The organism is Staphylococcus sp. 191 (assembly GCF_011174885.1).
Lineage (GTDB): Bacteria > Bacillota > Bacilli > Staphylococcales > Staphylococcaceae > Staphylococcus > Staphylococcus coagulans.
In genome coordinates this window covers 84,259-99,048 of record NZ_PNRJ01000007.1, presented here as the reverse complement: position 1 = coordinate 99,048, position 14,790 = coordinate 84,259, and the positions used below count along the sequence as shown (strand labels likewise).

Sequence of the window (14,790 nt, the reverse complement as noted above, 5' to 3'; positions counted from 1 at the left end):
TTATTTAACCAGCGCTTTCAATTTTTTAATATCTATTTTCCCAAATGAAGTTAAGGGCCACTCATTTACTGTTTTGATACAATCAGGTAACTTAAAGTCTGCTAACCCATGATTCTTTAAATAGGTTCTGAGTTCATGAACATTTAAATTTGTTCCATTTTTTAAACACACACAGATTTTCTCACCAACAATTTCATCTTCAATACCAATGACTTTTACATCATCAATTTGGCTGTGTGTTAGTAAGAGACTTTCTATTTCCGTAGGCAATATTTTTTCACCTGATTTATTTATCATTTCTTTAATTCGACCGACAATTTTATATCTGCCATTTTGTTGTTTGCACACTTTATCACCAGTCATAAAATACATGTTATCGTCTACGCATTTAATATCAGGGGCATTGTAATAGCTATATATTGTATAAGGACCTCTTACATAAAGTTCACCGAATTCTCCGTCTGCTACTTCGTTACCATTTTCATCAACAATTTTTATTTCATCATATTCTGAAATAGGTACACCTTGAGTATGATATATAAGTTCATCTCTATCTTTAGGAGATGTCATACATATTAATCCCTCTGCTATACCATATACTTGTTGCAACATACAATTTAATGTTTCAACAATCTCTTTACCTGTATATGCATCTAATAATGCGCCACCAACTTGAATTAGTTTTAATGACCTAATATCATAATCCGGATTAAGTTTATAAAAATCTATACACATTTTAGCAATTGATGGTACTAACGCTGTATGAGTAGCAGAGTTTTCTTCAATCAATGGAAATATTTCATCAGGACTTGTTACATTGCAAATTATTACAGTTCCACCAACTGAAAAAGTTCCAATAATTCCTGGACAACCTAATGGGAAATTATGCGCCATTGATAATGAAGCTAAATAAATAGTGTTTTCATCTAATAGGCATCGTCTCGCACTTTGTTCTGCAACATAAATATAATCACAATGTCTTCTTGGTATTAGTTTGGGTATGCCAGTTGTGCCACCAGAAAGTAATAGTAAAGCAGTATCTTTATAATGATTCGAGTGTACAAAATCCAATCGATAAGAGTAATCATTACGTTTTGAAGTATAAAATTTTTTATATTCATTGGTATTACCAAGAATATACTTTTTTAACTTATAATTCATTTCTGTCTCTATTTCTTTAATAAAATTGTCATAAGAAAAACCTAAATAATTTGATTTAGCAATATAAGCAACCGCTCTAGAATTCTTAATAATACCTTTAATTTCTATTTTTCTATGATTTGCCAATGCTAGAACTGGTATTGCACCAATTTTAAACAGAGCAAATATTACAAATACAAATTCTAAGCAATTAGGTAATTGGATAACAACTTTGTCTCCTTTCTTTATACCGTCTGCAACCATTCTACCTGCATAATTCTTTACCTCTTGTATTAGAGTTTCATATGTAACTTCTAGTTCTCCATCAATAATTGCTACATTCTTAGAATATCTTTTAGCTTTTTCTTCTAAATACTCGTCTAGAGTATAGTGTACCCATGCCCTTTGATCATAAAAATTTTCTAGTTCTTGTCTTTTTATATTATTCATCTTTAACCTCCGAAGTAGTAACGCCGATAACATATCGTGAATGTATATGCTCAATTTGTATAACATACCTTAAATATGTATTCTTGTTAATAATCTCAAAATAATTTGAATTAATAACATTTATATTTGCGTTCTTTAATCCTTTAACTAAACCATATCCAATACATTTGAGAAATGCTTCTTTTGCGACCCAAAATTCAAAAAACTTAACAGAATCACTATTAATATATTCTTTTTCAAAATCACAAAAATAGTAATCTATTATATTTTCAAACTCTATGTTTCTTTCAATATTTTCAACATCAATCCCTATATCTGCATGTGAAAAAGCAACTACTGAACAACCAGAAGTATGAGAAATATTAAAATTAATATTATTTTTATTTTTTATGTATGGTTTATTATAAGGATTATGATAATAATTTAGCTTATCGATACTATAATTCATTAAATTGCAATAAAATATATTTACAATAGAATGACTGATTAAGTAATTCACTTTATCACTGAGTACTGCTATGTTCTCAATGTATTGAACTTGTTCATACGTTAAAAATTTATAATCTAATTTATTAAGTGCGATTTTTTCAGTCAATATAATTACTATAGAAGAATATCCTTTTAATAAGTCTCGAATTATTTTATCTGGATTAAATGATGCAATATTGCAAACCATGTTCATTTTATAAATCATTCAAATATTCCTTAACCTTAAAAATAGCTTCGCCTGGATTATCATTAATAAACATGTGACCACCATTGACATAGTCGTATTTAAAATCACAAGTCGTATACTTTTCCCATTCTAATAGTTCTTCTAGTTCAATTTGTGTATCATGTGTACCCATTAATGCTAATATGGGACTTTCTAATTTTTCGTATAATTTGTCTTGATACTCTTCATCTATAACAAAGTCAGCTCTTAACATCGGTAAAAACATATCCATCAAATCTTTATTTTCTAACACTTCTTGGGGTGTTCCACCATATGATTTTAAGCCGTCAATGAAATATTCATTATCAAGATGGTAAATTGGATTCTCTTCTTTATAGCACGGTGCTCTGCCAGCTGAAATAATAATACCTTTTGGATTTGGTAATTTTTCATTATGCTTTATTTTTAATGCAAGCTCATAAACCACTTTAGTTCCCATACTATGCCCAAACAGATAATATTCATTATCAAAATTGTATTCCTCTAACATTTCTTGATAAATTTCACAAACCAAAGTATCTATATTAGTTAAAGGTTGCTCATTAAATCGATTTTCTCTTCCTGGATAAAGGATACGCAACACGTTAAAATCATGAAAATTAGGTGTCCAATTTCTATAAATATTAGCTCCACCACCTGCATATGGAAATAATATAATAGATTTATCAAACTCATTATAGTTGTCTATCAAATATTTATTCAATAAAACATCCACTCCTTGTGCAATTTATTATTCTACTAGTAAACTTACAATATTATAGTACATTAAATGATAACGATTATCAATGAACTTTGTGTAATAAAGCACCCAAAAACACGAATATATAACTATTTTTTTAAGTTTAATCTATTATATAAATTCCGATAGTTTATATCGATTTAATAATAATTATATAACAGAATATAAAACCGCATCATTTATGATACGCTTTTACTATCAGTTTATGATGCGGTTCTATTAACATTCTTTTAACTTTTATTCAATCAATGTTCTAAATCCTTATTACTTAAATCTTCACTCATACATTGTGCCGAAAATTTTTTTATAAACAAAGCAACATCATTTAATATTTCAGCTACGATTTCATTAATTCTATAATTAAACTTATCACCTCAAATGGAATACGCTAAGAATCAAAGTCTTCAAAACTTCTACACAAATCTTGATACTTACTACTAATACTTTCTATATTATAAATGCTAATTTAAAAATGTACACTCTCGCTTGAATAAGTATGTACAAAAACGACTGTTTTAATCATAGTTTGATTGAGGTGAAATTATGAACTATACAGTCAAAATAGATACAGAAATTAAAATTACAAGCCTTTCAAGACTTAGCAAAACTGAAAGAAATGATGGAGAGTGCAAAAATGAAAATCAATAAAAGTAAGTTAGCTCGTGATCTTGGTAAAGATAGACGGACAATCGACAAATACTTAAAAGGTTTCACACCGTCAAGTTCTAGAAAAAGAACTTCAAAAGTTGATAAGTACTACAATGTGATTCAACTACTTTTATCAGAAGAAATGATATGCCCCCATTACACCGGACACATAAAGTGAAAAGTTAAATGGAGGCATTTTTTGTGATTGGTAAAATATCAAATGAAGATTTTAAAAAGGTATTTACCACATATGCTTTCTTTATTTATTCGACTGATAGTGTTTACCATGTTAAAATTTATCACAAAAACATGGAAATGTGTATTTTTTCACGTCAAAACTACTACTTCTATAATAAGTCAAAAAGTTCTTGAAACCGTTGATATTCCTATCTTTCGACTTCTACCATTACGAAAGCTTCAATAATATCGCCTTCTTTAATATCATTAAATTTTGCAATCGTGATACCACATTCATAACCTTGGGCCACTTCTTTTGCATCATCTTTAAAACGTTTTAAAGTATCTAATTCACCTTCAAATAGGACAACCCCGTCACGAATAATGCGGACACTTGAATCACGTGTGATTTTACCTTCTGTCACATAACTTCCGGCAATTGTACCCACTTTAGAAACTTTAAATGTTTGACGCACTTCTGCTTGACCAATGACTTTTTCTTCGAATTCTGGATCAAGCATACCTTTCATTGCTGCTTCAATTTCTTCAATAACATTATAAATAACGCGGTGTAGACGCATATCTACATTTTCAGCATCAGCCGCACGTTTTGCACCTGCATCAGGACGTACGTTGAAACCGATGATAATACCGTTTGAAGCATTAGCCAACGTTACGTCGGATTCGTTAATAGCGCCCGTAGCAGTATGGATAATACGCACATTTACGCCTTCCACATCAATTTTCATTAATGAAGCGGCTAAAGCTTCAACAGACCCTTGTACGTCACCTTTAATGATTACGTTTAAGTCTTTCATTTCACCTTGTTTCATTTGTTCAAATAAATTATCAAGGGAGACATTTTTGCTTTCTTGACGTTGTTGTAAAATGCTTTCTTGTTCACGCGCTTCACCAATACGACGCGCTTTCTTCTCGTCTTTAAAGACAACAAAACGGTCACCTGCTTGTGGTACATCGTTTAATCCTGTAATTTCAACTGGTGTAGAAGGGCCAGCAGATTTGATTCGTTTACCTAAATCATTAACCATTGCTCTCACTTTACCGTGTGTATTACCAACGACTAATGCATCACCTACATGTAATGTTCCGTTTTGAACGAGTAATGACGCTGCTGGACCACGAGATTTGTCTAACTCCGCTTCAATCACTGTTCCAACTGCTGGTTTGTTAGCATTCGCCTTTAATTCTTGGACTTCAGATACTAAAATTAACATTTCGAGTAAATCATCAATACCTTCGCCACTTAATGCTGATAGCGGTACAAAAATCGTATCGCCACCCCAGTCTTCAGGAATTAAATTATATTCTGTTAATTCTTGCATAACGCGATCAGGGTTTGCAGTTGGTTTATCAATTTTGTTTACTGCAACAATAATTGGCACATCTGCTTCTTTAGCGTGATTAATCGCTTCAATCGTTTGTGGCATAACACCGTCATCTGCAGCAACAACTAAAATGGTAATATCTGTCACTTGTGCGCCACGTGCACGCATTGTCGTAAATGCGGCATGTCCAGGTGTATCAAGGAAAGTAATCTTTTTACCATTGTTTTCTATTTGGTAGGCACCAATGTGTTGCGTAATACCACCCGCTTCACCTTCAGTGACACGCGTGTGACGAATCGAGTCTAATAAAGTTGTTTTCCCATGGTCAACGTGGCCCATGATTGTAACAACTGCAGGTCTTACTGTAGCATTTTCGTCTTCTTCAATGTCATCAAAGTAAATAGAAAGATCATTATCATCTACAACGACTTCTTCTTCTATTTCCACACCATAATCTGATGCAACAAGCTCTAAAGCTTCAACATCTAACGATTGGTTAATGTTGGCCATAATGCCTAGCAAGAATAATTTTTTAATAATCTCAGATGAATCTACACCTAATTTGTCAGCTAATTCTCCAACTGTAATGCCTTCAGTATACGTAATTTTAGATGGCATTTCTTTAGGTTCACTTGGTTGTTGTGCTTTTTGATTCTTTTTGTTTTGTTTATTATTTTTAGAACCTTTATTATTCTTTTTATTTTGTTTTTGTTGCTGGTTTGGTTTACCTTTTTGGTTTTTACCTTGTTTTTGGTTTTTGTGATTTGATTGAGTATTTTTTTGCGATTTTGTATCCTTTTGTGCTTGATCTTTTTTGAAAACTTTATCTAATGATTTAACTTGATCATCTTCTAAAGTTTGCATATGATTCGATACTTCTACGCCCTCTTTTTTCAACTCATCAATCACATCTTTACTTTTTATATTTAAATCTTTTGCATACTCATAAATTCTTTGTTTACCCATTAAACCACTCCTAACATTATTCATCTATCATTGACATCAACTTTTTTGCAAATCCTTGATCAGTGATACCAATATTAACACGTGCACTTTTGCCCAATGCGTCGCCTAAATCATCACGACGGCTGATGATTCGATATGGTGTTTGATAACTATGACACTTATTTATCAGATTGTTTTTAGTGTTATCTGATGCATCACTCGCAATTAAAACAAGCTTTAATCGATGCTTTTTTAGTTCAGCAAGAATAACAGACTCACCCGTTTTTACTTTACCTGCACGCATCGCTAAGCCTAAGAAATTCAAAATTTGTTGTTGATTCATTTGGTAGGTATCTCTTCTCTATAAATTAGACGAATAATTTCTTTATATACTGGCTCTAACGTTTCTTGAGACGCTTTAAAAAATTGTTCTAACTTTTGTGCTTGTTGTGCCTGTTCTATTAGCGCAATATCTTTTGAAACATAAGCGCCACGGCCTGGTAACTTTCCAGTTGCATCTGCAGATATTTCGCCTTCTTTATTTTGCACGACGCGGATCATATCTTTTTTAGGTTTCATTTCATTTGATAAGATACACTTTCTCATAGGAATTTTTCTCTTTTTCATTCAAAATCCCTCCTATTTTTCGTTGCTTTCATCCTCTAAACCAACCAAAACATCGTCATGCTGTTCATCTTCAACATGATTTGATTCTGAAACAGTATCGTTTGCTTCACCGATACCAAGTTCTTTCGCATCTGATTCAGATTTAATATCAATTTTCCAGCCAGTCAATTTCGCGGCAAGACGTGCATTTTGTCCACGTTTCCCAATAGCAAGAGATAATTGATAATCTGGAACAATGACCGTTGTAGATTGATTTTCTTCGTCAACAATAACATCGATTACTTGAGATGGACTTAAAGCATTTCTAACAAACACTTTAGGATCGTCATTCCATTGTACGATATCAATTTTTTCTCCACCGAGTTCTTCTACAACCGCTTCTACACGCGCACCTTTAGCACCAACACAAGCACCCACTGCATCAATGTCAGGGTTTTCTGAGTAAACACTAATTTTAGATCGGTCTCCCGCTTCACGTGCAACAGATTTAACCTCAACAGTACCTTCAAAGATTTCAGGTACTTCTTGCTCGAATAAACGTTTTAACAAACCGGGATGACTTCTAGAAACAAAAATTTGTGGTCCTTTTGTCGTTTGCTCAACTTTGTTTACATAAACTTTAATGCGTGCATTCGGTACATAAGATTCATTAGGGCTACGTTCTGCTTCAGATAACACTGCTTCAGTACGTCCTAAATTAACGTAAACATAGCGATGATCGACACGGTCAATAACACCTGTCATAATGTCTTCTTCTTTATCAATAAATTCTTCATATAAAATTTCGCGTTCTGCGTCACGTAAACGTTGCATCACAGCTTGTTTCGCTGCTTGTGCACCTACACGTCCAAAGTCTTTCGGTGTTACATCTTCTTCATAAATGTCCCCTACTTCGTATGCTGGATTTTTAACTAATGCAGTTGACAAGTCGATTTCTTCACGGTCATCAAATACTTCTTCAACAACTTCCTTACGTGAAATGACACGGAAAGTCCCACTGTCCAAATTAAGTTCGACACGTACGTTACGCGCACTATCATAATTCTTTTTATAAGCTGTAATTAAAGCAGCTTCAATTGCATCTACTAATACCGCTCTTGGAATCTTCTTTTCTTTCTCTAAATATTCCGTTGCTAACAATAATTCATTACTTTTCACTCATTTTCCTCCTCACATTTAAAGCATGACTGCATGGCGTGCTTTTGCAACTTTATCACGTGGAATTGTGACCGTTTTTGTTTTAGATTTAATTTTCACTTCGATTTCAATCGCTTCATCAGAAACGGATTCCAATCGTCCTAACCATTCTTTTTCACCTTCAATTGGTGCATAAAGCGACACAAATACAGGTTGATTTATCGCATTTTGAAAATCTTTTTCATTTTTAATTGGTCTTTCAGCACCTGGTGACGCAACGTCTAAATAATAAGCTTGTGGGATTGGATCATTTGCATCCATGACCTCACTAATACGTTCAGAAGCTAATGTACAATCATTTAAATCCACACCGCCTGGCTTATCAATTGCAATGTGCAAATAATGATCTTTACCCTCTTTTGTAAACTCAACATCAACTAATTCAAAATTTAATTCGTCAAGGACAGGTTGTATTATTGTTTCAACTTGCTCTGTAACTTTACTCATACGAGCCCCCTTATCACTGACAAACAAATAGAAAAGAGCGGGTGATACCCACTCTTTCTACTTGAGTCTAATTTTATAAGCATGCTTATTATACCACAGTTTTGATAAGGCGACAAATGAATGTTACATATCAAAAATCGAGAGTTGTGCTTTATCTGGCATATCATGTAAAGTTCCTAAATCATCGAGGTATTCAATAATTTTTTGAGAAACCCCCGCTTTTTTATTTAAATCCTCTTTGGATAGAAACGGACCATCTTCTCTCGCTTCCACGATACGTTTTGCAACGTTTTCACCAAGTCCAGGAACAGCAACGAAAGGCGGAATCAACGTATCCCCTTCGATTGTAAATTCATAAGCTTGACTTTTCTCAAGGCTCACTGGTTGCATACGGTAACCTCGATGTGCCATTTCATTCATAATTTCAAGCACGGTTAAAATGTCTTTTTCTTTTTTACCGAGATCCATATAACGTGAATACATGTCTTTCACTGTATTTCGAATACTTTCTTTATCTTTTACCATCGTCAATAAATCAAAATCGGATGCTCTTACTGTAAAATAACTTGCATAATAGAATAAAGGATGATGCACTTTAAAATAAGCAATTCTTACAGCCATAAGGACGTACGCTGCTGCGTGGGCTTTCGGGAACATATATTTAATTTTTTTACAAGAATCGAGGTACCAATCAGGCACGTTATTCTCTTTCATAACTTGTTCAAATTCTTCTGTTAACCCTTTACCTTTACGTACCGCTTCCATAATTTTAAATGCAAGTGAGGGTTCAAGACCTGCATACATTAAATAAACCATGATGTCGTCACGACAACCAATACAGCTCGAAAGTGTACAAGTTCCACTTCGAACAAGTTCTTGTGCATTTCCTAACCATACATCCGTTCCATGTGATAAACCTGAAATTTGGACGAGCTCGGAAAAAGTGGTTGGCTTCGTATCTTCTAACATTTGTCTTACAAAGCCTGTCCCAAATTCAGGTACACCAAACGTTCCTGTTTTCGCTAATATTTCTTCTTCTGTTACACCTAATGGCTCAGGGGAGCTAAAGATGCCCATCGTTTCTTTATCATCTACAGGTATTGTTTTAGGATCAATACCTGATAAATCTTGTAACATACGAATCATTGTCGGATCATCGTGTCCGAGAATATCTAGTTTCAATACATTATCGTGTATCGAGTGGAAGTCGAAATGCGTCGTCATCCAAGGCGAATTTTGATCATCTGCAGGATATTGAATCGGTGTAAAGTCATAGATATCCATATAATCTGGTACTACGATAATACCACCTGGGTGTTGACCTGTTGTTCGTTTAACACCGGTACAACCTTTAACTAAACGATCAACTTCTGCGCCTCGTTTATGGATACCTTGGTCATTTAAATAACCTTTCACAAAACCGAATGCTGTTTTTTCAGCAACTGTACCAATTGTCCCTGCACGATAAACGTAGTCCTCTCCAAACAATACTTTAGTGTAATTATGTGCTTGCGGCTGATATTCGCCACTAAAGTTCAAGTCAATATCGGGTACTTTATCCCCTTTGAACCCTAAAAATGTTTCGAATGGGATATCTTGGCCTTCTTTGATCATTTGAGTCCCACATTCACAAGTTTTATCAGGCAAATCAAAACCAGAACCAACTGAACCATCATTAAAGAATTCACTTTTTTTACACTTAGGACAAATATAATGCGGTGGTAATGGATTTACTTCTGTAATTTCAGTCATTGTCGCCACAAAGCTTGAACCCACTGATCCACGTGAACCAACTAAATAACCATCTTCGAGCGACTTTTTCACGAGTCTTTGTGAAATCAAATAAATAACTGCGAATCCGTTCCCAATAATACTTTCTAACTCTTTTTCTAATCGATCAATAACGATTTGCGGTAAATCCTCACCATATAGTTTTTTGGCATTATTGTAACTCATTTCACGAATTTCTTCATTGGCACCATCCATATTTGGTGTATAAAGTTTATCTTTAATTGGTACAACTTTTTCAACACGCTCTGCTAAAGCTCTTGTATTCTCTACAACGACTTGGTAAGCCCGAGATTCACCTAAAAAGTGAAAATCATTAAGCATCTCATCTGTTGTTCTGAAATGCGCTTCAGGTAAAGTAGATCGGTTCAATGGATTACCGGGTTGTGAAGCAATTAAAATTTTCCGTGCGATACTATCGTGTTCGTTTAAATAGTGCACATTACCTGTTGCGATGACTGGAATATTGTTTGTTTCGCCCACTTTCAAAATTCGTTCGTAAATTTCTACAAGCGTTTCATTGTCGCGAATTAATTCACGATCAAGTAAATCTTGATATAGTGCAGGTGGCTGTATCTCAATATAGTCGTAATACTTGGCAATCCGTTCGACTTCAGATTGATCTTTTTGCATCACCGCAGTGAAAACTTCACCTTCATCACATGCGGTTCCAACTAAAATTCCTTCACGATATTGATCTAATAGTGAACGTGGAATTCTAGGTGTACGATAATAATATTTAACAAGTGAAGCGCTGACGATTTTGAATAAGTTCTTTAAACCTGTCTGATTTTGAACAATCAGCGTAACGTGTTGTGGACGCGCTCGCTTATAAGCATCCTCATTTGATAATTTTTTATTAATATCTTGATGGTTGTGTACATCTAATGCTTTAAGTTGCGCTAACATTTTAATGAAAATATAGGCAGTTGCTTCAGTATCATAGATTGCTCGGTGATGTTGTGTCAGTTCGACACCATACTTTTTAGCTAAAAAGTTCAATCCATGCTTACCATAACTTGTATTAATCGTTCTTGAGAGTTCAAGTGTATCAATAACCCCATTAGTTGAAGGACCGAAGCCAAGTCGCTCATAGTTTGTGTCTATAAATCCCATATCAAAAGATGCGTTATGTGCAACGAAAATGGCGTCTCCTACCCATGTTTTAAAATCTGTTAGCACCTCTTTTATCTCTGGCGCATCTCGTAACATGTCATCGGTAATGTGGGTTAAATTTTTAATCGTTTCAGACAGCTTTTCGTGCGGATTACTAAAACGTTCAAACTTGTCTATAATTTCACCGTTTTTCACTTTTACTGCAGCTAATTCTATAATTTTGTCGTATTGGTTGGATAAACCTGTTGTCTCGACGTCAAACACTACATATGTGGCATCGCTTAATCGTATATCGGTCGGTTTATAGGCAATAGGTACACCATCATCAACGAGCATCCCTTCCATACCATAAATCATTTTTATGCCATGTTTTTCTGCTGCAGCATGCGCATCTGGATATGCTTGCACAACATTATGATCTGTCACTGCAATCGCTTCATGCCCCCATTTAGCCGCTTGTGCAACATATTCACCGATATGTGTCACACCGTCCATTTGGCTCATAGAAGTATGCAGATGGAATTCGACGCGTTTTTCTTCAGCCTTATCCACTTTCGGCGTACGCTTGATTTCTTCAATATCTGACATCATCATCACAAGATCTCGAATAAACATATCTTCTTCGATACGTCCTTGTGCTCTTATCCATTTACCTTCAGATAATGCTTTGAAGTGTTCTAAGTCGTCTTTATTTTTACGTGTAAACATTTTAAGTACTAATGAGTCTGTATAGTCCGTCACCTTAAGTTCCACAATATGGCGTCCACTTTTGAGTTCTTTAAGATTTATATCAAAAATGACACCTTCAATAGCGACTTTAAACTCTTCCTCAATAATACTTTCAATCGGTCGCACATTTTCAACTTGAATTGGTTTACCAATTTGACAGCGCGTTACGGATGCTTCGTTATCATCTTTTGTACGTTGCTCTTTCATCTTTTCTATTTTTGCTGTTGCTTCTCTCACACTTTGCTCATCCTCTTGTTGAATGTGTGCCTCAAGAGAAGCTAAATCATCGTCATGACCATGCACATCAGTTTCAAACACCACTTTTTCAACATCAAAACCACATCGTTGCATTGCTTTGACCAGGCTTCCGTTGCAGACCTTATTAAAGTGTTGGCCTTCGATATCATTTTGAACGAGCACTTTAACAACATTGCCAGACATCACAATACGTTTTTGTTTAAGTTGACCTTTGACTTTAGGAGATAGTTGCGTTTGGTCGATACAATCTCCAAAATATTTTAATAAATATTCATCTTGACCTTGATGCGTTGCAACTGTAATTTTCCAATCAACATTTGCGATATCTTGAAAGCTCTCTTTCATTGCATGAGTCAATACAGCATAATCATCATATTTTAATAATCGTGGTAATTGGATATGAAAAATCCATTCACGAGATTTTTCAGAAACATCGATGCGTGTCAATAGACCTTGTTCGATAATATCTTGATCAAAATAATCTTGCATATGAATTTGTTTTAAGAGAATCTTAAACTTTTCTTGATCCTTTAATGCCACACTCATAACCACCTTATTTTAATTGCCGTACATCCATTTGTATTTAAAAATGACTTTCAAACCATTTTATATTTCATACGGGATAAGGCTGAGAAATCAATAGATTCCTCAGCCTTCTTATTGTTGTTGCATCATCAATAGAACCCAATCGGTTAACCCATCGTGAAGCAATATGCTTATTTTTATTATAACAAATGATTGGCATCTTCTTACTGAATTTGTTCACTACATTTTTCTAAATGCGCTAATAAAGCATCAACATGGATTTCTTCAGTTTCACCATTATCTCTTCTTTTAACTTCTACAATACCCTCAGCTGCATTTTTTCCGACTACCACACGAAGTGGTAAACCAATCAAATCTGCATCATTGAATTTCACGCCTGCACGCTCATTTCTTTCATCATACAACACGTCATATTTTGTTTGTAATAAATCATATAAACGGTCTGCACATTCACGTTGATCTTCTTTTTTAGGATTCACTGTAATTAAATGAATGTCATAAGGTGATACTGCTTTTGGCCAAATGATACCGTTCTCATCATGATGTTGTTCAATAATTGCACTTAATGTTCGAGATACACCAATACCATAACAACCCATTGTAAGGTTTTGTTCACGTCCTTGTTGATTTAAAACGGTCGCATGCATTGACTCTGAATATTTTTCGCCTAAAACAAAGACTTGTCCCACTTCAATACCTTCCGCAAAACGTGCCGGACCGGATCCATCTGCTAGAGGCTCACCTTCCAGAATAAAACGAAAATCGCCATAAGCTTCAACTTTAAAATCACGATCTACATTGGCATTGACATAGTGATAGCCATCATCGTTAGCCCCTACAATTAAATTGTTTGCAGATTGAACAAATTGATCTGCATATACTTTGATATCTCTATCAGTAATTGGTCCTAAAGAGCCAGAAGTTGCATTTAGCAAATTACGTATCTCTTCATCTGAAGCGAGAGCAACATCGTCTGTTTTAAAGTAATCTTTAATTTTAACTTCATTGAGTTCATGATGTCCTCTAACTAAAATTAAAACGAATTCACCATTCACTTTGAAGACCATTGTTTTAGTGATGTTTTCTAAAGGCACACCTAAGAAATCAGCGACTTGCTTCGCTGTTTTCATATTCGGAGTCTCTACCTTTTCTAGGTCTTTTTGTGCATCTAATGTCGTATTAGACGCATAGTAAGGAACTTCTGCTTTTTCGATGTTTGCTGCATAGTCACTTTGTTCACTATAAACGATTGTGTCTTCACCAATTGCACTTAAAGCGTGGAATTCGTGCGTATGATTGCCACCAATCGCACCTGAATCAGCAACAACCGGTCTTACGTTTAAGCCTACTCGGTTAAATATCGTTTGATAAGCATGAAACATGTTTTGATATGTTTCCATTAAAGAAGCTTCATCCGTGTGGAATGAATAAGCATCTTTCATAATAAACTCTCTACCACGTAATAAGCCAAATCTCGGTCTTTTCTCGTCACGGAATTTTGTTTGGATTTGGAACAATGTTAAAGGCAATTGTTTATAAGAACGCAACTCGTCACGAACAAGTGATGTCACGACTTCTTCATGCGTCGGTCCAAGCGCAAACTCACGTTGATTACGATCACGAAGACGCATCAATTCCATGCCATATGCATCCCATCGTCCTGACTCTTTCCATAATTCAGACTGCTGTAATACAGGCATGACAACTTCTACAGCATCAATACGCTCCATTTCTTCACGAATAATTTCAGAAATTTTATGGATTACGCGTGTCGCAATCGGCAAGTAACTATATACGCCTGCTGCATTTTGTTTAATTAAACCTGCTTTTAATAATAGTTGATGGCTTTTTGCCTCTGCTTCAGCAGGTACTTCTCTTAATGTTGGAATAAAAACTTTTGATTGCTTCATCCTTCATTGTTC

At 34.7% G+C, this 14,790-nt stretch carries 10 protein-coding genes; all 10 read right to left on the bottom strand.

Annotation, left to right across the window (positions count from 1 at the left end):
- Window positions 1-1,590: a (2,3-dihydroxybenzoyl)adenylate synthase gene (locus tag C1H58_RS07030; protein ID WP_165545755.1), complete on the bottom strand. Its 1,590-nt coding sequence runs from the start codon at window positions 1,588-1,590 to the stop codon at window positions 1-3.
- The gene (locus C1H58_RS07025; RefSeq protein WP_165545754.1) at window positions 1,583-2,284 is read right to left on the bottom strand and encodes a 4'-phosphopantetheinyl transferase family protein; all 702 of its coding nucleotides are present in this window, start codon (window positions 2,282-2,284) and stop codon (window positions 1,583-1,585) included. The genes C1H58_RS07030 and C1H58_RS07025 overlap by 8 nt, the downstream gene beginning before the upstream one ends.
- Window positions 2,274-3,008, bottom strand: coding sequence for a thioesterase II family protein (locus C1H58_RS07020; protein ID WP_207554701.1), 735 nt, complete (start codon window positions 3,006-3,008; stop codon window positions 2,274-2,276). The genes C1H58_RS07025 and C1H58_RS07020 overlap by 11 nt, the downstream gene beginning before the upstream one ends.
- Window positions 3,009-4,078: 1,070 nt before the next feature.
- Window positions 4,079-6,181: a translation initiation factor IF-2 gene (gene infB, locus C1H58_RS07015; RefSeq protein WP_050345730.1), complete on the bottom strand. Its 2,103-nt coding sequence runs from the start codon at window positions 6,179-6,181 to the stop codon at window positions 4,079-4,081.
- Window positions 6,182-6,197: 16 nt separating this feature from the next.
- Window positions 6,198-6,503 (bottom strand): L7Ae/L30e/S12e/Gadd45 family ribosomal protein, encoded by a 306-nt coding sequence (locus C1H58_RS07010; protein WP_165545753.1) that lies wholly within the window; start codon window positions 6,501-6,503, stop codon window positions 6,198-6,200.
- Window positions 6,500-6,787, bottom strand: coding sequence for an RNase P modulator RnpM (rnpM, locus tag C1H58_RS07005; RefSeq protein WP_016424922.1), 288 nt, complete (start codon window positions 6,785-6,787; stop codon window positions 6,500-6,502). The genes C1H58_RS07010 and rnpM overlap by 4 nt, the downstream gene beginning before the upstream one ends.
- Window positions 6,788-6,799: 12 nt before the next feature.
- Complete coding sequence (gene nusA / locus C1H58_RS07000; RefSeq protein WP_165545752.1) at window positions 6,800-7,945, bottom strand: transcription termination factor NusA; 1,146 nt, start codon at window positions 7,943-7,945, stop codon at window positions 6,800-6,802.
- Between the two features lie 18 nt (window positions 7,946-7,963).
- Window positions 7,964-8,431, bottom strand: coding sequence for a ribosome maturation factor RimP (rimP, locus tag C1H58_RS06995; RefSeq protein ID WP_050345731.1), 468 nt, complete (start codon window positions 8,429-8,431; stop codon window positions 7,964-7,966).
- Window positions 8,432-8,554: 123 nt separating this feature from the next.
- Window positions 8,555-12,868, bottom strand: a complete 4,314-nt coding sequence (locus tag C1H58_RS06990) for a PolC-type DNA polymerase III (protein ID WP_207554674.1) — start codon at window positions 12,866-12,868, stop codon at window positions 8,555-8,557.
- 203 nt (window positions 12,869-13,071) lie between these two features.
- Entirely contained in the window at window positions 13,072-14,778 is a 1,707-nt protein-coding gene (locus C1H58_RS06985) for a proline--tRNA ligase (protein ID WP_050331197.1), read from the bottom strand.
- Between the last annotated feature and the right edge of the window lie 12 nt (window positions 14,779-14,790).